Annotated in this window: 13 protein-coding genes, 5 tRNA genes and 2 pseudogenes; 7 read left to right on the top strand and 13 right to left on the bottom strand. The window is 61.0% G+C overall.

The features are described 5' to 3' along the window. Nucleotides 1–32: 32 nt before the first annotated feature. The 3 genes and pseudogenes from C3F36_RS07345 to nhaC form a co-directional block, all read right to left on the bottom strand. A pseudogene (locus C3F36_RS07345) lies at nt 33–1,179 on the bottom strand (ABC transporter substrate-binding protein). Between the two features lie 196 nt (nt 1,180–1,375). Continuing rightward, nucleotides 1,376–2,299: a LysR family transcriptional regulator gene (locus tag C3F36_RS07340; protein WP_069651945.1), complete on the bottom strand. Its 924-nt coding sequence runs from the start codon at nt 2,297–2,299 to the stop codon at nt 1,376–1,378. 105 nt (nt 2,300–2,404) lie between these two features. After that, nucleotides 2,405–3,814, bottom strand: a complete 1,410-nt coding sequence (gene nhaC / locus C3F36_RS07335; RefSeq protein ID WP_104454803.1) for a Na+/H+ antiporter NhaC — start codon at nt 3,812–3,814, stop codon at nt 2,405–2,407. Nucleotides 3,815–4,113: 299 nt separating this feature from the next. Between nhaC and C3F36_RS07330 the strand changes: the two genes are divergently transcribed. Then, the gene (locus C3F36_RS07330; protein WP_010675758.1) at nt 4,114–4,323 is read left to right on the top strand and encodes a hypothetical protein; all 210 of its coding nucleotides are present in this window, start codon (nt 4,114–4,116) and stop codon (nt 4,321–4,323) included. Here the strand turns inward: C3F36_RS07330 and C3F36_RS07325 are convergent. From C3F36_RS07325 to rsmC, 9 genes and pseudogenes are all read right to left on the bottom strand, one after another. Further along, the gene (locus C3F36_RS07325; protein WP_104456016.1) at nt 4,320–4,592 is read right to left on the bottom strand and encodes a late competence development ComFB family protein; all 273 of its coding nucleotides are present in this window, start codon (nt 4,590–4,592) and stop codon (nt 4,320–4,322) included. The two genes, C3F36_RS07330 and C3F36_RS07325, sit on opposite strands and share 4 nt — an antisense overlap. A 101-nt stretch (nt 4,593–4,693) precedes the next feature. After that, nucleotides 4,694–4,779, bottom strand: a tRNA-Leu gene (locus tag C3F36_RS07320). Nucleotides 4,780–4,850: 71 nt separating this feature from the next. Then, a tRNA-Leu gene (locus tag C3F36_RS07315) sits at nt 4,851–4,936 on the bottom strand. Nucleotides 4,937–4,981: 45 nt separating this feature from the next. Beyond that, nucleotides 4,982–5,067: transfer RNA gene (locus C3F36_RS07310), tRNA-Leu, on the bottom strand. A gap of 45 nt (nt 5,068–5,112) precedes the next feature. Then, nucleotides 5,113–5,198: transfer RNA gene (locus tag C3F36_RS07305), tRNA-Leu, on the bottom strand. A 55-nt stretch (nt 5,199–5,253) separates the two neighbouring features. Beyond that, nucleotides 5,254–5,339 (bottom strand) — tRNA-Leu (locus tag C3F36_RS07300). A gap of 116 nt (nt 5,340–5,455) precedes the next feature. Further along, complete coding sequence (gene glgA / locus C3F36_RS07295; RefSeq protein WP_039040607.1) at nt 5,456–6,916, bottom strand: glycogen synthase GlgA; 1,461 nt, start codon at nt 6,914–6,916, stop codon at nt 5,456–5,458. Beyond that, nucleotides 6,906–8,126 (bottom strand): annotated as a pseudogene (gene glgC / locus C3F36_RS07290) (glucose-1-phosphate adenylyltransferase); the annotation flags it as partial. The pseudogene glgC and the gene glgA, both read right to left, overlap by 11 nt. A gap of 147 nt (nt 8,127–8,273) precedes the next feature. Then, entirely contained in the window at nt 8,274–9,302 is a 1,029-nt protein-coding gene (rsmC, locus tag C3F36_RS07285; RefSeq protein WP_104454801.1) for a 16S rRNA (guanine(1207)-N(2))-methyltransferase RsmC, read from the bottom strand. A 278-nt stretch (nt 9,303–9,580) separates the two neighbouring features. On the opposite strand from rsmC, the gene dapA reads away from it, so the two are divergent. From dapA to C3F36_RS07270, 3 genes are all read left to right on the top strand, one after another. After that, entirely contained in the window at nt 9,581–10,453 is an 873-nt protein-coding gene (dapA, locus tag C3F36_RS07280; protein ID WP_104454800.1) for a 4-hydroxy-tetrahydrodipicolinate synthase, read from the top strand. Nucleotides 10,454–10,548: 95 nt separating this feature from the next. After that, the gene (locus tag C3F36_RS07275; protein WP_104454799.1) at nt 10,549–12,195 is read left to right on the top strand and encodes a sensor domain-containing diguanylate cyclase; all 1,647 of its coding nucleotides are present in this window, start codon (nt 10,549–10,551) and stop codon (nt 12,193–12,195) included. Nucleotides 12,196–12,343: 148 nt separating this feature from the next. Beyond that, complete coding sequence (locus C3F36_RS07270) at nt 12,344–12,934, top strand: HAD family hydrolase (RefSeq protein WP_104454798.1); 591 nt, start codon at nt 12,344–12,346, stop codon at nt 12,932–12,934. 136 nt (nt 12,935–13,070) lie between these two features. Here C3F36_RS07270 and hfq read toward each other — a convergent pair whose 3' ends face one another. Then, nucleotides 13,071–13,430 (bottom strand): RNA chaperone Hfq, encoded by a 360-nt coding sequence (hfq, locus tag C3F36_RS07265; RefSeq protein WP_039040603.1) that lies wholly within the window; start codon nt 13,428–13,430, stop codon nt 13,071–13,073. A gap of 176 nt (nt 13,431–13,606) precedes the next feature. Here hfq and C3F36_RS07260 point away from each other — a divergent pair, with 176 nt between their 5' ends. From C3F36_RS07260 to C3F36_RS07250, 3 genes are read left to right on the top strand one after another with little or no spacing between them, the layout of a single operon-like run. Next, the gene (locus C3F36_RS07260) at nt 13,607–14,878 is read left to right on the top strand and encodes a paraquat-inducible protein A (RefSeq protein WP_043152840.1); all 1,272 of its coding nucleotides are present in this window, start codon (nt 13,607–13,609) and stop codon (nt 14,876–14,878) included. Continuing rightward, a complete protein-coding gene (pqiB, locus tag C3F36_RS07255) occupies nt 14,871–16,517 on the top strand; it encodes an intermembrane transport protein PqiB (RefSeq protein ID WP_039040601.1) in 1,647 nt (548 codons plus the stop codon). The genes C3F36_RS07260 and pqiB overlap by 8 nt, the downstream gene beginning before the upstream one ends. After that, the gene (locus C3F36_RS07250) at nt 16,517–17,086 is read left to right on the top strand and encodes a PqiC family protein (RefSeq protein ID WP_043152838.1); all 570 of its coding nucleotides are present in this window, start codon (nt 16,517–16,519) and stop codon (nt 17,084–17,086) included. The genes pqiB and C3F36_RS07250 overlap by 1 nt, the downstream gene beginning before the upstream one ends. Nucleotides 17,087–17,090: the final 4 nt, after the last annotated feature.

Genomic DNA, 17,090 nt, shown 5'->3' with positions numbered 1-17,090 from the left:
ACTCCTGTCCGGCCCCATCTGGTTATCCGGTCTTAGCGGCCACCCAGGATGGCGATATAGTCCGAAACCCAGCGGTAGTAGGGCACGCAGGTTCCCTGGCTCTTGCACTGGGAGACAGGAGTACGCCAGAAGTGAACCCGATCGAAGTTGTCGATGCCGTTGGTCTTGCACCCCTCTTTCCCGAGCAGGGCATTGCCCTCGCAGGCGGCCGGTACCACGGGCACTGAGCCGAACCAGGAGGCGAGATCCCCCTGCAGCTTGTTGTTGAGGGAGTGCTCCAGCCACTGATAGGCACAGGTGAGGTTCTTCGCTTCGCTGTGCACCATGCTGGTATCGGCCCAGCCGGTGACGCCCTCCTTGGGCACGGTAGTGGCGATGGGCTGCTTGTCGGCGATCAGGGTATTGGCCTGGAACGGCCAGGAGCCGGAGGCCACCACCCCCTCGTTCTTGAAGTCATCGATCTGGACGAAGGCATCGTGCCAGTAGCGTCCCACCAGCTTGCGCTGCTGGCGCAGGAGGTCGAGGGCGGCCTTGTACTGATCTTCGTTGAGCTCGTAAGGATCCTTGATGCCGAGCGCCGGCTGGTGGCTCATCAGATAGAGGGCGGCATCGGCGATGTGGATGGGGCCGTCGAACGCCTGTACCCGCCCCTTGTTGGACTTGCCGTCCGGCAGGGTCTGCTCCTCGAACACCACGCTCCAGGAGTCGGGCGCCTTGGGGAACACTTTGGTGTTGTACATCAAGATGTTGCCGCCCCACTGGTAGGGCACGCCGTAGTGCTTGCCGTCCACCGTGTGCCAGGGGGCATTCTGCAGGCGGGGATCAATTTTGCTGTAGCTCGGGATGAGCGCCAGGTTGAGCGCCTGCACCTTGCCGCCGGCGATGAGGCGCAGGCTGGCGTCACCGGAGGCGGTCACCAGATCGAAGCCCCCCTCGTTCATCAGCGCCACCATCTCGTCCGAGGTGGCGGCCGTCTTGACGTTGACCTTGCAGCCGGTCTCTTTCTCGAAGCCGGTCACCCAGTCGTAGTTCTTGTCGGTCTCGCCGCGCTCCACGTAGCCGGCCCAGGCCACGATGTTGAGCTGGCCTTCACCCTTGCCGAGGGTGGTGGGGGCAGCCTGGACCTGGCCTGCCAGCAGGGCGGGGATCAGGGCCAGGGTGAGGGGGGGTCAGTTTCATCTTGCTCTCCTTGCTGGGGCGGGCACGGTTGTGATGCCACGCTGACAATTAACATCCTGTTAACCAGTCATGAGCGTAGGAGAAGCCGTGAGCAATGAGAATTTCAATTTTTAGCGGCTTTGGTATCTGTAAAATCGATATCGAGTGCAGATGAATCTGATTTTTTTGCCGGAGTCACGGCTGTTCAGGCTCAGTCCTAGCGGGGGAGGTGCTGGCGGGCCCGCAGCCGGCTCTGATCTCTGGCGATGTCGATGAACTCGCGTGCGGCCCAGTCAAGGCGCGAGCCGCGCCGCCACACCAGACCGATGTCGATGGCGGGGATGGGCTCCTTGATGGCGCGGGCCTCGACCCGCTCCTGCTCCAGCGACCAGGGGCGGTAGGCAAAGTCCGGCAGCAGGGCGAGCCCGAGCTGGCTCGCCACCAGGCTGCGCACCGCTTCCACCGAGGCGGTCCGCAGCACGATGCGTGGCGCGATGCCGTAGCGGCGCAGCCCGCCGCCGATGATCTGGTCCAGCTGGTCGGCGGTCAGCGAGATCATGGGCTCCTCGCCGAGTGCCTTGAGAGAGAGGGTCGACTCGGCGCAGAGCGGGTGGTTGGCGGCAAGCCAGACCCGCAGCGGCGAGCGGGTCAGTAGCTCGGTATCGAACGCCTCCTGGCGGATGGTGCGGTTGGTCATCAGGATCCCCACATCCACCTCGCCGTTGACGATCTGGTGCTCGAGGTAGGGCTGCTCATCCTCCTTCACCTCGATCTGCACCGCCGGGAAGGCGCGGCGAAAGCGGCCGAGGGCCTCCGAGAGGTAGTAGCCTGCCACCAGCGTGGTTACGCCTATAGTAAGCCGCCCCTGATCCTGCTGGGCCACCGCCTTGAGGGACTGGCCGGCTTCGGTCATGGCGCTTAGGATGCGACGGGCGTGCAGCAGAAACTGGTGGCCCTGGGTGGTGAGGCTGACCCCGCGCGGATTGCGCTCGAACAGGGCGGCGCCGAGCTCGGTCTCCAGCTCGCGGATGGCGCTGGTGACCGCCGACTGGGAGATGTGCAGCTCGGCGGCTGCGCGGCTCACCGAGAAGCTGTCGGCCACCGCCACGAAATAGCGGATCTGGCGAAAGGTGAAGTTCATCTGGGCGTCCTGCCACGTGCGATCAAGGTGAGTGCCAGCTTAACCTCGAATCATACCCAGACAAAAGGCGCCGTGATGGCGCCTTTGTCGTTGTTTTTACGGAAATTAGCGGGCTGTCACCGCCTCTGTGACCGGTACACGGTTCACTCCCTTGCCCAGATAGGCGAGGGTGATGGTCACAATGATGCAGGTGAAGCTGAGCCACATGTAGGGCAGGTAGTCGAGGGTCGCTACCCCGAGGACCCCGGCCATGAAGATGCCGTTGTCGCTCCAGGGCACCATGCCGCAGGTGAGGGTGCCGCCAAACTCGGCGTTGCGAGAGAGGTTCTTGCGCGCAAGCCCCAGCCGGTCGTAGTTCTTGGCCATGATCTTGGGGGTCAGGATCAGGGACACATACATGGCGGAACCGAACACGTTGGCCAGGAAGGCGGTGCCTATGGTGTGGCTGGTCAGGCTGCCGGCGCTGTTGATGCGCTTCTCGAAGGCGCTGGCGATCACTTCCAGGATGCCGACCTTCTCCAGCAGACCACCGAAGCCCAAGCCGAAGATGATGACGGCTACCGAGCCCAGCATGGACTCCATGCCGCCGCGGTCCAGGATGTTGTCGATGAAATCGACGCCTGAAGTGATGGCAAAGGGGCTGTAGGCGGAGTGCATCGCCTTCACCGGATCCATGTCCTGGAAGACGATGGCCCAGACAAGACCCAGCAAGGCGCCGAAGCTGATCACCGGGAAGGCGGGCTTGCGGTTGGCCAACAGGCCCAGCACCAGCACCACGGGCACTATGGCCATGGGGGTGATGTTGAACTGCTTGTCGAGGGCGTCCATCACCAGATTGACCTGCTCCAGGCTGACGTTGCCGGAGTACTGCATGCCGACCACGGTGAACAGGGCGGCGGTGATGACGTAGGAGAACAGGCTGATGGGCAGCATCCCCTTGATGTGTTCCATCACGTCGACGTTGGACATGGTTGAGGCCAGCACCACGGAGTCGGAGAGCGGGGAGAGCTTGTCACCGAAGTAGACGCCGGAGAGCACGGCACCGGCTACCAGCGGCGCGGGTACCCCCAGGCTGTGGCCTATGCCCATCATGGCGATGCCGGCGGTGGCCGCCGAGCCCCAGGAGGTGCCGGTGGCCAGCGAGGTGAGAGAGCAGATGATCAGGGTCGCCAGCAGGAAGATGGAGGGGTGTATCACCTTGAGGCCGAAGTAGATGATGCTGGGGACGATGCCGCCGGCAATCCAGGTGCCCACCAGGGCACCGACGGAGATCAGTATCAGGATGGCCCCCATCCCCTTGGCGACGCCGTCGACTGCCGCCTGTTCCAGGGATTTGTAATCGTGGCCGAGCTTGATGCCGAGTCCCATGATGACGAACCAGGCGATGAACAGTGCCAGCTGGATTGGCAGATCCAGCACGCTGGTGAAGGAGAAGGCCAGGGCCAGGAAAATGGCCAGGCAGGCAAATACTTGCGACATGCCCGGCAATCGGATGTGGTGTTGTTGGTTTTGCATAGACGCTCCCTAAACTCTTGCTCGCCAAGGTCAGCCCCTCTCGTCCTGCGGATGCGTCGATCCCGAGAGGCTTACCAAAAGAGGGCGCAATCTACCATAAAGCGGAGGTGTAAAATCCCTGCTCATTCGGCAAAACAGCTTTAAAATTTTAAAATCCCACAAAATAGTTGATCTAATCGGCATTTTTCACTGTTCAATCGACACCGTTTGATAGCCGGAAATCCATAGGCAAGTTCGATTGCAGATGGCGACACCAAAGATGATAATGGTTATCATTAATCTTTATCGGACCAATGCCAATGAACTGGATAGCACGCGCTCTGCTCTTGGCCGCCCTTCTGGCGGTGCTGGTCTGGGGTCAGGAGAAGGAATACGGGTTCTGGAGCCTGGGGTTCTTGCTGGCTGCCTGGGTCATGCTGGAACCCAGGCTGAGACCGGTGTTGATCCTGCTGCCGGTTGCGGGAATGACAGGGGTCGTCACTCTGCTCTGGCAGCAGGGCTGGCATTAAGCCTGGCGAGTGGGGACGGCCTGGAGCTTGTCGTAGGCCTGGCGCAGGGAGGCGATGACCTTCTTCTCCATCTCGCTGCGTTCGGCGTCTGTCGTGAAGTAGATCATGTCGACATCGTGGCGGATATAGTGGGAAGGAAGCTGGTTGAGTGTCAGGCAGCAGAGGTCTGCCAGCTGATAGGGGGTCAATGTTCGAGCCAACCCCTGTTTTTCTATCTCCTTGAGCACCAGATGCTCATAGAAGTTGTGAATATCGGTATCCAGGATCATGGGAAAACCCCCGTGGTGGCGTAGCATCTTCAACAGCATAGCCATGGGGCATGAAAACACAAAAGGCCCGTTACTCTCGTAACGGGCCTTTGCGGAATGAATGGTGCGAAGAGAGGGACTCGAACCCTCACATCCGTGGGACACTAACACCTGAAGCTAGCGCGTCTACCAATTCCGCCACCTTCGCACACTGATTTTCTCCAGCTGGTTTTTAAATGCGGTTGGAGCGCATTTTCTGTGTTTTACATGCCAGAAGCATGGTGCGAAGAGAGGGACTCGAACCCTCACACCCGGGGGGCACTAACACCTGAAGCTAGCGCGTCTACCAATTCCGCCACCTTCGCACATCGGGTTATCAGTCTGGATTTACATGCTGTCTGATAAAAGCATGGTGCGAAGAGAGGGACTCGAACCCTCACACCCGGGGGGCACTAACACCTGAAGCTAGCGCGTCTACCAATTCCGCCACCTTCGCACATCGGGTTATCAGTCTGGATTTACATGCTGTCTGACAAAAGCATGGTGCGAAGAGAGGGACTCGAACCCTCACACCCGGGGGGCACTAACACCTGAAGCTAGCGCGTCTACCAATTCCGCCACCTTCGCACATCGGGTTATCAGTATGAATTTACATGCCGCCTGATAAGAGCATGTTGCAGTATGGTGCGAAGAGAGGGACTCGAACCCTCACATCCGTGGGACACTAACACCTGAAGCTAGCGCGTCTACCAATTCCGCCACCTTCGCATCACTGCGGTGGGGGATTCTATAGAGTTTTGGGGGGGCGTCAACAGCCAAAGGGGACTTTTTTCGCTGTTGACGGATAAAGGCGTGCCAAGGGCACAAAACTTCAGCAATCGGCGTCAGACGGTGGCCAGCGCATCCTGATACATCTGTTCGTACAGGATGACGGAGTCTGCCCAGTCGAAGCGGGTGTTCATGGCGTGGTGCTGCACACGGGCAAAACGTGCCGGCTCCTGCAGATAATGGAGCAGGCTGCGGCGCATGGCATCGAGCAAGGTGCTGGCAGTGGGATCGTTGAAGCAGAAACCGGTCGCGTGCGTCGGGTCGGCATCCCAGTCCACGACGGTATCTTTCAATCCGCCGACAGCCCGAACCAGGGGCAGGGTGCCATAGGCCAGACTGTACATCTGGTTGAGCCCGCATGGCTCGAACAGAGAAGGCATCAGGAAGAAGTCGGCGCCGGCCTCCACCAGGTGGGCCAGACGGTCGTCATAGGCATTGATGAAGGCAAACTTGTCGGGATGCTGCTGGGCAATGCTTTGCAACTGGGCGGCGAGAGAGGGATCACCGGAGCCCACGATCACTACCTGGACCTGATGTTGCAAGAACTTGTCCAGCGCCGGGATGAGCAGGTGTACTCCTTTCTGCTCGGTCAGTCGACACACCATGCCATAGATGGGGAGGTTGCCGACGGGGAGCCCCGTCTCCTGCTGCAGGATGCGCTTGCAGGTGTGTTTGCCATCCAGGTTGTCGGCATCATAGGTGGCGGGCAACAGAGGATCGAAGGCGGGATCCCAGTCCTGATAGTCACAGCCGTTGAGGATGCCACGCAGGTCAGCAGCCCGCTGCTGGAATACGCTGGCCATGCCGTGAGCGCCCAGGTGCGTCAGCAGCTCGCTGGCGTAGTTGGGGCTGACCGCATTGATCTTGTCTGCGTAGAGCACACCGCACTTGAGCAGATTGATGTGACCATAGTCGTAGTTGATGCGCTGCTCGTAGTCGTGGATTTCCGGCACGGCCCAGAACTGCTGGCGATCGAATACCCCCTGAAAGGCCGCGTTGTGAATGCTGATGACCGACCGGGTACGCTGGAAGAAGGGGTTGTGGGCATGACGGGTTTTCAGCAGCAGCGGCAGCAGACCGGTGTGCCAGTCGTTGCAGTGGGCGATGTCGGGAGCGAAACCCAGCTGTTCACACGCATGCAGGGCCGCCGCGGCCAGAAAGGCAAAGCGTTCACCGTTGTCGGGATAGGCCTGGTTGTTCTCGGCATAGAGCTGGGGGCGGTCGAAATAGTGCGGGCAATCGAGCAGATAGACGCAGATCCCGTCCAGTTCCAGCTGATGGATGCGATAGCTGATATCACTGCGATCCTGGGGGGTGGGGAGCCAGCGCGAGGCGAGGAGGGTGGCCTCGTCCCGGCGCTTGATGGTCTTGTAGAAGGGCATAATGATGCGCACATCGTGCCCCTGACGGGCGAGATGCTGCGGCAGGGCCTTGGCCACATCTGCCAGGCCCCCGGTCTTCACCAGCCCCTCAACCTCCGAGGCTACAAACAGGATTTTCAGTGGGTTAATAGCCAACTCTTGCTCCCTTAGGTACCACGACGATACCGCCTTCGGATACGGTAAACCGCTCTCTGTCATGGTCCAGATTCTCACCGATCACGGTGCCGGGTGCAATTTCAACGTTCTTGTCGATGATGGCGCGGCGAATGGAGCAACCTTCGCCGATTTTCACATCCCCCAGCAGCACGGATTCACTGATGTGGCTGCAGGGGCCTATGTTGCAGCGAAATCCCAGTATGGATCGCTGGATCTGGCTGCCCTGAATGAAGCAGCCACCGGAGATCAGGGAGTTGGCGATCTTGACCTTGCAGTCGTCGGTATCGATGAAGGTGGCGGGGGGCAGGGGCGGGTAATGGGTGTGCAGCGGCCACTTGCGATTGTAGAGAGAGAAGGGGGCATCGTCGGCCACCAGGTCCATGTGCGCCTGCCAGTAAGAGTCGAGCGTCCCCACATCGCGCCAGTAGACATTGGGCTTCTCGCCCGGGATCACGTTGGTGCTGTAGTCGTAGACATAGACGGGGGCACGGGGGAACAGGCTGGGAATGATGTCCTTGCCGAAATCGTGACTGGAGTTCTCCTCGGCGGCATCCCGCTTGAGCTCCCGATAGAGGGCCTCGGTCTCGAAGATGTAGTTGCCCATGGAGACCAGGGCCTGGGTGGGGTCGCCGGGGATGTGTTTCGGGTGACGGGGCTTTTCTTCAAAGCCAATCATGCGCCCTTCCTGATCCACCTCGATCACCCCGAAGGCGCTTGCTTCCTCGATGGGCATGCGCAGTGCCGCGACGGTCAGGGCGGCCGCTTTCTGCTTGTGGAAGCTCACCATCTGGCTCACGTCCATCTTGTAGATGTGATCGGAGCCGAAGATGCAGACGTGATCGGGGTCGGAGATCTCGATGAAGCGCAGGTTCTGATAAATGGCGTCTGCGGTGCCGTCATACCAGCGTTTGCCCATTCGCATCTGGGCCGGAATGGGGTCGATGAAGCGATCCGTGATGCCGACGATGTTCCAGCCCTTCTTCATGTGCAGGTAAAGGGACTGGGACTTGAACTGGGTGAGTACATAGATGCGCAGGAAGTCGGCGTTGACGAAGTTGTTGAGCACGAAGTCGATCAACCGGTAACTGCCGCCAAAGGGTACGGAGGGTTTGCTGCGGGTGGTGGTCAGCGGTTGCAGTCGGGTACCTTCACCGCCTGCCAGTATCATGGTGAGTATGCCTGCCATCGTCGTTCTCTCCCTGAGATCATGATGTTGAAAAGGTTTTCATGTCGCTGCGAAAAAAACACCCCTAAAGGGGTGGTAAACGTTTTCTTGGTACCTTAACAGATCCCGTCTGGCACTCTCTACTTGTTTTATTACAACCGTTGCACTTCTTTAAGCTTTGCTCAGATACACCTTGAATTTGGCATCGCCCGCGATCACCTCGGTCTGTTTGAAGTGCGCATCGAGTATAGGCTGGTATCGCAGGAAGGCATTGGCGACTATGGTCAGGGCGCCATTTGCGGTCAGGTGCTCAGGTGCCTTTGCCAGGAAGGTTTCGGTGGCGGCGTAGAAGGTCTTGAGCCCGGCATGGAAGGGGGGATTCGAGACAATCTGTTGGAATGTTTCGGCAATGTCGGAATAGACATCGGAGGCATGAACACGTCCGCTCAGACCGTTGACCGCCAGGGTTCGGCGGCTGGACTCCAGTGCCAGGGCATTGATATCCACCATGGTGACGGCCAGGGCCGGGTTGCGCTTGGCCAGCACGGAACCGATGACGCCGGCGCCGCAGCCAAAGTCGAGCAGCTTGCCCGTCACGGGGGGGAGGCTCGCCAGCAGCATCTGGGTGCCGAGATCCAGGCCGTCTGCACTGAAGACCCCGGGCAGGGCCATGACGGTCAGGGTGGTGTCGCCCGCCTGGCACTCATAGCGACTGAACCAGGCGTCCAGCTCGAAGGGGACGACCGGTTTGTCGAGCGTGCCGTGGTAGAGAGAGCAGCGGCGCGCAGAGTCGCGCTTGATCGGTTTCTCGCCATAAGGTGCCAGCAGCTTGTCTGCTCCGTTGATGCCGCCCCGGTTCTCGCCGGCGAGGAACAGGTCGGCCCCGCTTTCGAGCAGCGGCGTCATCATGGCCAGCAGGTATTGCGCCTCGGCCTTGGCCTTGGGCATCAGCAGCAGCAGGGCATCGAATCGGGGGGCGCCACCCAGCTGGTGATCGAACAGGATGGCGTCTCCCAGAACGGCCTGCTGGGTGCGGTAATAGCAGTAATCCGTGGTGAAGACGGTCAGGCTTTGTGCCAGCTCGGCCAGTTGACGAGGATAATCATCCTCCAGGGCACCGCACACCAACAGCCGCTTGCCGACAAAGAGGGCTTGGTTACGTTCCAGCATCTGGCTGACGGCACTGACAGGACGGCTCATTGGGACTCTCCACGCATTTTGGGGCGGCTATTATACATGGCCGCTTTCGCCTTGACATTTATGCCGTGTTCCCGAAATATGCCAAGACACCTTATTTACCCAGAGATGATGCAATGCGGTCATGCGTATCGAAACGAAAGCATAAACACAGCCTGACATTCGGGCCTGCTGGCGTGCGCGCGTAACCTCTCATCCCTGAGACGATTCAAGCCCCGGTAGCGACCCCCGTACCGGGGCTTTTTATTGGCCAATTCATTTGTTTAGGAGAAGGAAATCCCATGTTTCAAGGTTCGATAGTCGCCCTGATCACCCCATTTCGACAGGGCCAGCTGGACGAGGCCGCACTGACTCGCCTGGTGGAGTGGCACATAGAGCAGGGGACCCATGGCATAGTGCCGGTCGGCACGACCGGGGAGAGCCCGACCCTGACCCACGACGAGCATTGCCGCGTGGTCGAGCTGGTGGTCAAGCAGGTGGCGGGGCGCATTCCCGTCATCGCGGGTGCCGGGTCCAACAACCCGGTTGAAGCCATTGAATATACCCGTTACGCCGAACAGGCCGGCGCGGATGCGACCCTGCATGTGGCGGGGTACTACAACCGCCCCAACCAGGAGGGGCTCTATCACCACTTCAAGGCGGTGCATGACGCCACCACCAAGCCCATCATCGTCTACAACATTCCGCCCCGTGCCATCGTCGACGTGCAACCGGCAACCCTGGCCCGTTTGGCCGAGCTGCCGCGCATCGCCGGCGTTAAGGACGCCACCGGCGATCTGGCCCGCCCCTGGGTGGAGCGTCAGCTCATCAAGAAGCCGTTTGCCTGGCTCTCCGGTGAAGATGCCACCGCCGTGGCCTACAACATCGGTGGTGGCCAGGGTTGCATCTCGGTGACGGCCAACGTGGCCCCCAAGCTGGTGGCCGAGGTGCAGAACCTGGCGCTGGCCGGTGAGTGGCAAGCTGCCCGCGAATTGCAGGACAAGCTCATTCCGCTGCACCAGGCCATGTTCGCCGAGCCGAGCCCCGCAGGGGCCAAGTATGCGGTCTCCCTGCTGGGTCTGTGCAGCGAAGAGTGCCGTCTGCCGGTGATGCCGCTCTCCGAGGCCACCCGCGAGCGCATCCGCAGTGCCATGCAGGCATTGAATCTGTTGTAAAAACTGGGCTCTGGATCTCGCTTTTGATTGCCCGGTCAATTAATGGCCGGGCTTTGCCAATATACTCGCTTGGATACAACCAAGGATGATTTGGCATGGAAGAATGGGATCCGGAGCACTTCACCAGTTTTGAACATCTCTGTGAAGTGACCTTGTCTGCGGTCAGGGAAAAAACAGAGGCTGAACAGATCTATCTGTGGCTGCGTGCTCCGACGCCCCAGCTCTATCACTATCGCCCGGAACAGGGTCTGCTCTGCCTGAGCGCTGACATCCTCTCTTCCCTCGAGTTGCCCATCCTCTTCATCGAACGTTCCCTTGCGCTCGGCCAGTTGCTTGTGGAGCCCATCGCGCCGACCCGTGCCATCTGGGAGCGGGAGAGCGTCGAACCCGAGATTCCGCGCCTGCGCGCCAGCTTCCCCCTCAAGCGTCACAAGGGGCTGGAGGCCGTGGTCTATCTGGAAACCCGCCGTCGTCTCGATCGCCTGCCAAGACGCCAGCAACAGAGCATCCAGCTGCTCATGCATTATCTCGCCGCCGAGCTCGAGAGTCGGCGACTCGCGGGACAGGTGGATCTGGAGCGGGATCAGCGGCTCCACACCCAGGCAGACCTCGTGCGCAGCCAGGCCCTGCAGGACTCTTTCCTCAGCATGCTGCAGGCGCTGCATCAGGTGGGGGTCAAGCTCTCCCGCTGCGAGAGCGAGGATCGTTTGCTGCACGACGCGGTGGCACTGGCCCGCCAGGAGTTGCAGTTCGATCGCATCGCCATCTTCCTGACTGACAGTGAATTCAAGACCATGCACGGTACCTGGGGTACCAACGAGGCGGGTGAGCTCATCGACGAGCGCCATTTCATCAGCCTCATTCCGGATCATCCCACGGTGCAGGAGGCGCTGCGTCGCAAGGACTATGTCCTGGTGCTGGAGGACACGCCTCTCTATTACGAGAAGCAGGAGGTGGGTCGCGGCTGGAACGCCATGGTGTCGCTCTGGGACGGGAGTACCCCCATCGGCTGGATCGCCGCCGACAACCTGCTCTGGCGGCGCCCCCTCAAGGCGTATCAGAGCGAGATCTTCAAGCAGTATGCCGCCGTGCTCTCCCAGTTGCTGATCCGCCAGCGCACCCAGGAGAAGCTTGAGCGCTTCAATCGGGAGCTGGAGCTGAGGGTGCAGGAGCGGACCCGGCAACTGGCCGATACCAACCGGGCGCTGGAGGAGGCCAACCGGCGCCTCTCTCTGCTGTCTCTGGAAGATCCCCTGACTGGCATCGCCAACCGCCGCCAATGGGACATCACCATGGAACGGGAGTGGGAGCGGGCTCGCCGCCATCAGGGCGTGCTGGCGGTGCTGATGATCGATGTGGACGAGTTCAAGTCCTACAACGATCACTTCGGCCACGGCAAGGGGGATCAGTGCCTGCAGCGGGTGGCGGCACTGCTGCAGGACACCGAGCGGCGGCGCACCAACCTGGTGGCCCGCTATGGGGGGGAGGAGTTTGTCATCCTGCTGTGTTCACCGCAGCCGGGAGAGGCGGAGCGGCTGGCGGAGCAGATCCACCACGGCCTTGACGCCTTGCAGATTCCCCATCCGGCCTCCCGGGTGGCGGCGACACTCACCGTCAGCATCGGGTTCAGCTATCTGGTCCCGTCATCGGACAAGGAGTGGCAAACCCTGACCGAGCAGGCGGATCAGGCGCTCTATCACGCCAAATCCCAAGGGCGGGCCTGTACCCTGGCTTATCGCTGACACCTGCGTGGGGGCTGCCTGCCCGGCATCAGATCCACGCCGCCCTGTATAAATGAGGTGGCAAGCGTTTCTCGCCATCTGGCGCATGGCGATGCGCCCGCGCTCTGGCTAGAATGGGGGCCCATTTTTCACAGACAGATCCTGCACCATGACCCTATCCGGATTTCAAGGCCTGGTTTTCGACCTCGACGGCACTCTGGTGGACTCCATGCCCTTGCACCTGGCCGCCTGGGAACACACCGCCCGCGAGTTTGGCTTTCGGTTCGACGCCGACTGGTTTTATGAGCTGGGAGGCATGCCCAGCCGCAAGATAGCCCTGCTGGTGGCCGAAGTGCAGCAGCTCGCGCTGGATCCCCTGGTGGTGACACGCTGCAAGACCGAACACTATGTCGCCAACCTGCACAAGGCCACCCCCTTCCCGGCCATGCTGGATCTGGTGGAACGCTATCACGGCCGGATCCCCATGGGCATAGGGACAGGCTCCCCCCGCATAAATGCCGAAGCGGTGCTGCGCAACACAGGGCTGGATCGGTATTTCCCCGTGGTGGTTACCGCCGACGACGTGGAGCTGCACAAACCCCATCCAGACACCTTCCTGCTGGTGGCGCGACGCCTGGGGGTCGAGCCCGGTCAATGTCTGGTGTTCGAGGACACGGGCATAGGCGCACAGGCCGGTGAAGCGGCCGGCATGCAGGTCTGCATGGTCAGAGAGGGAAAACCGGTCGGGTTGACCTGCTGAGTGACGAAGACGAGCGGGTCAACAACCGGCTCGGGAGAGAAGCCCCACTCTCATACGGGACAGGCGAAACATGAGAGTGGGGAGCAGATGTCACTGGCTGACGCAGCGACACCGTCAGGATGGGCGGGGGCGAGATTTACTGCTCGCTGCCACCACCCTGGTTGTCGTCATAACGGCTGGGTGCGCCATGGGGGCGCGGCGCCATGGAAACCCGTGGCTTGCGGGCCCGCTGGATGCTGACGGCAGGACGGCCGGAGTGCATGGCAATGGTGGAAATCTTGGCCTTGTAGACCAGTTGCTGATTGCCATGGGCATCGGTCAACAGCACGCTGTACTGGTCAAAACCGCTGATGGTCCCCTCCAGCTTGATGCCGCTCACCAGGAAGATGGCGACCTGGCTACGGTTTTTGCGCAACCAGTTGAGGGCAGAATCTTGCCCGTTCCCGAGGGAGAAGGCCTGCTCGATAGTGGAGTAGCTTGGGGATTCAGTTGTCATCAATTATTGTCCCGCGGAAAAAAAGTGGCGTTTGATTGTGCTAAATGGTCACTGCCTTGTCAAAGTCATTCTCACTCCCGGGCAGGATGGATAACGACAGGGCTGGTCGGCAGGGGCCGCTGCTGCAATAATTGGCGGCTCTGGCCCCGTGGCGGGCCTCATGCTGGGGTCTTATCTTGCATCCGGTTTCACACCAACATCCACCCACCTATACCCATGACGCGACCGCCTGCGAAGAGTGTGACCTGCTGGTGCCGGCCACCGAGCTGGCCGTGGGGGAGACGAGCAGTTGTCCGCGCTGCGGCCATACCCTGACTCGTCATCTGCCGGAGCAGGAGCGCAGGCCCATCGCCTATGGCTTTGCGGCCATCATCATGTTCGTGCTCTCCAACGCCTTTACCTTCATGTCGTTCTCGGCCAAGGGGGTGGGGCAGGAGATGACCTTCCTGCAGTGCATCACCACCCTGGTGGATCAAGGCTACCTGTTCCTCGGGGCCGTGCTGAGCATTACCCTGATCGGGTTGCCGCTGGTCTATATCGGCTCCATCATGCTGGTGCTGTGGCGCCTGGACAAGGATCTGCACAGCAAGGCCCTGCGCTCCCTTGGCCGCCTGTTGTGCCGGATCAAGCCCTGGCTGATGGTGGACGTCTTCCTCATCGGGGTGCTCATCTCTCTGGTGAAGCTGATGGGGATGGCCGACATCAAGATGGGGCTGTCGTTCTGGGCGTTCGTTGGCTACACCCTGCTGCTCATCAAGATGATCTCCTCCCTGGATCGGATGTGGCTGTGGCAGCGGCTGTTCGGCCCGACGGCGGCGAGGGAGCTGGATCCCGAGGAGAGCGCCCTGTCGTGCGGTCTGGTGGGCTGTCACATCTGCGGCGCCCTGAACGAGCAGGATGCCCATAGTTGCGTTCGCTGCGGGGATCACCTGCACAGCCGCAAGCCGGGTGGTCTGAACCGCACCTGGGCCCTGCTGATCACCTCGGTGATCCTCTATGTCCCAGCCAACCTGTATCCCATCATGGACACCGTGTTCCTGGGGGATGACAGCCCCTCGACCATCATGGGCGGGGTGGTGCTGCTGTGGGCCATGGGCTCCTACCCCATTGCCGCCGTCATCTTCTTCGCGAGCGTGGTGGTGCCGCTGGTGAAGATCCTGGCGCTGCTGTGGCTCTGCTACGTGGTGCAGCGCGGCCAGGGGACATCTCCCCTCGGCAAGCTCAAACTCTATCGCATGACCGAATTTGTGGGGCGCTGGTCGATGATCGACGTCTTCGTGGTGGCCATCCTGGCCGGTCTCATCCGGCTCGACAATCTGATGACCATCTACCCTGGCCCTGCGGCCGTCGCCTTTGCCGGGGTCGTACTGGTCACCATGGTGGCTGCCATGAGTTTCGATTCCCGCCTGATCTGGGATTTACAACAAGGAGAACGCGAACGTGAGTGAGCGTAAGACAAGGTGGAAACCGGGCTCTGATTTCATGAGTTCGGCTGCCGCTATCTGGATGGTGCCTTTGCTGGCGCTCTTCATCGGCGCCTGGATGCTGTTCCAGCACTGGTATTCACAAGGGCCGAGCTTCACCCTGACGGTGGCGACCGCCGAGGGCATAGTGGCGGGCAAGACGGTGATCCGTTCGCGTGAAGTGGAGGTGGGCCGTATCGAGACGGTGGAGCTCAGCGAGGATTACAGCCATGCCGTGCTCAAGGCTCGCCTGACCAATGCCGCCGCCGGCATGCTCAAGAAAGACAGCCAGTTCTGGGTGGTCAAGCCCAGGGTCGGGCGTGAAGGCGTTTCCGGTCTTGGCACCTTGCTCTCCGGTGCCTATATCGAACTTTCTCCCGGCAAGAAGGGCAGGGCGCGAAGCGAATACGCCATGCTGGACAGGCCACCCCTGGCATCCCTGGATGCCAGGGGATTGCGGCTCTCCCTGTCCAGCCGGGATGCCAACGCGCTGGGCGCGGGTTCCCCCATCAGCTATCAGGGATTCACCATCGGCCAGGTCGAAGAGGCCAAGTTCCTGCCCGAGAAGAGCGAGATGCAGTACCAGCTCTTCATCAACGCGCCTTATGACGTCCTGGTGAGCAGCAACTCTCGGTTCTGGTTGACGCCCGGCTTCGAGGTCTCCATGAGCAGCGAGGGGATGAAGGTGAAGATGGACTCGCTGGAGAGCCTGATCAACGGCGGCATCACCATGGGGCTGCCTCCCGGCTGGTTGCCGGGGGAACCGGTGAAACAGAACGACGAGTTCGTGCTGTTCAAGGACGAGGAGAGCGTGCTGGCCGGTAGCCTGGATCAGTTCATCGACTATGTCTTCCTGTTCGACAATGACGTGGGCGGGCTGCATCCCGGCGCGGCGGTACAGTATCGCGGCATCCGGGTCGGTACCGTCATCTCGGCTCCCTATCTCATCGACGACAAGGGCGTCCAGCTGTTCAAGAGCCGACAGATCCCGGTGCTGGCGCGCATCGAGGTGCAGCGTCTCTCCCACCGTTATGCCAATGCGGAGAAGGAGCAGTGGCGGGCCCTGTTCAACAAGCAGTTCAAGGAAGGGCTGAGGGCCAGCCTCAAGACCGCCAGCCTGCTGACGGGGGGCAAGGTGATCGATCTGAACTTCTATCCGGATGCGCCTGTTTATCAGCCGCTCAAGATGGCGGGCTATCAGGTCTTCCCGACCGCCCAGGCCGGGCTGGATCAAATCGAACGCAAGGTGAACCTCATTCTCGACAAGTTCGTCGACATGGACATGGCCACCACCCTCACTCAGGTCAACAGCACCCTGATGACGCTGGACAAGACGCTCAAGCATGTCAGTGCCGTGAGTGCGAATCTGGAGCAGTTTACTGGTCAGCAGTCGACCCAGCAGTTGCCGGCCTCCCTCAACCAGAGCCTCAAGCAGTTGCAGGAGACGTTGCAGACCTATGATGCCGGTTCCCAGACCAATCAGGAACTGCGCCAGTCGGTGCAATCCCTCAACCAGCTGATGAGCGAGTTGCAACCTCTGGTCCATTCACTGAACGAGCAGCCGAGTTCACTGATCTTTGACCGCGCTCGTCCGCGGGATCCCGAGCCCAAGCGAGGAAAATGATGAAAAAACGGATGATGACGCTGGCCTTGCTGGGCCTGCTGGCGGGATGTGGCAGTGCGCCGACGACGCTGCATTACTATTCGCTGGATGCCGACACGGCGCCGTCGAGTGTCACCACGGCGCAGCCGCAGCACCAGTTGGTGCTGCGCCCCGTCGCCCTGTCCGGTCAGCTTGACCGGATGAGCCTGGTCTATCAGCTGGAGGGCAAGGAGCTGCACTTTGCCGAGTACCATCGCTGGGCAGGTTCCCTCGATGCCCAGTTGAACCAGTTGACCCTCAATGGCCTCTCCAGTCGCTTGCCTGGCTGGGTGGTGCGTCAGGACGGGGCCCGCAAGGGGCCTGTCCTGAGCATCTCGGTCGAGCGTTTCCAGGGGCGGCACGACGGCCGCGCCCTGCTTAGCGGTCGCTGGCGCCTGCTGACGGAGGAGGGGGTCGTGTTGAGAGATGTTCCCTTCCAGCAGGAGCGGGTGCTGCCTGCCGATGGGTATGGCGCCCTGGTGAACGAGCTGGGGCAGGGCTGGCAACTGTTGCTCGATCAGATTGCGGCGGATGTGCGCACGCGCAGCTGAGGAA

Source organism: Aeromonas sp. ASNIH2 (genome assembly GCF_002934795.1).
Taxonomy (GTDB): domain Bacteria; phylum Pseudomonadota; class Gammaproteobacteria; order Enterobacterales; family Aeromonadaceae; genus Aeromonas; species Aeromonas caviae.
This window is presented reverse-complemented; position numbering and strand designations above follow the sequence as displayed.

Bases quoted from the DNA above. Each gene is read 5' to 3' on its own strand.
- C3F36_RS07250 (WP_043152838.1), top strand. From the start codon at position 16,517: ATGAAAAAACGGATGATGACGCTGGCCTTGCTGGGCCTGCTGGCGGGA.
- dapA (WP_104454800.1), top strand. From the start codon at position 9,581: ATGTTTCAAGGTTCGATAGTCGCCCTGATCACCCCATTTCGACAGGGC.
- C3F36_RS07325 (WP_104456016.1), bottom strand. From the start codon at position 4,592: ATGATCCTGGATACCGATATTCACAACTTCTATGAGCATCTGGTGCTC.
- hfq (WP_039040603.1), bottom strand. From the start codon at position 13,430: ATGACAACTGAATCCCCAAGCTACTCCACTATCGAGCAGGCCTTCTCC.
- C3F36_RS07330 (WP_010675758.1), top strand. From the start codon at position 4,114: ATGAACTGGATAGCACGCGCTCTGCTCTTGGCCGCCCTTCTGGCGGTG.
- nhaC (WP_104454803.1), bottom strand. From the start codon at position 3,814: ATGCAAAACCAACAACACCACATCCGATTGCCGGGCATGTCGCAAGTA.
- rsmC (WP_104454801.1), bottom strand. From the start codon at position 9,302: ATGAGCCGTCCTGTCAGTGCCGTCAGCCAGATGCTGGAACGTAACCAA.
- C3F36_RS07340 (WP_069651945.1), bottom strand. From the start codon at position 2,299: ATGAACTTCACCTTTCGCCAGATCCGCTATTTCGTGGCGGTGGCCGAC.
- C3F36_RS07275 (WP_104454799.1), top strand. From the start codon at position 10,549: ATGGAAGAATGGGATCCGGAGCACTTCACCAGTTTTGAACATCTCTGT.
- C3F36_RS07270 (WP_104454798.1), top strand. From the start codon at position 12,344: ATGACCCTATCCGGATTTCAAGGCCTGGTTTTCGACCTCGACGGCACT.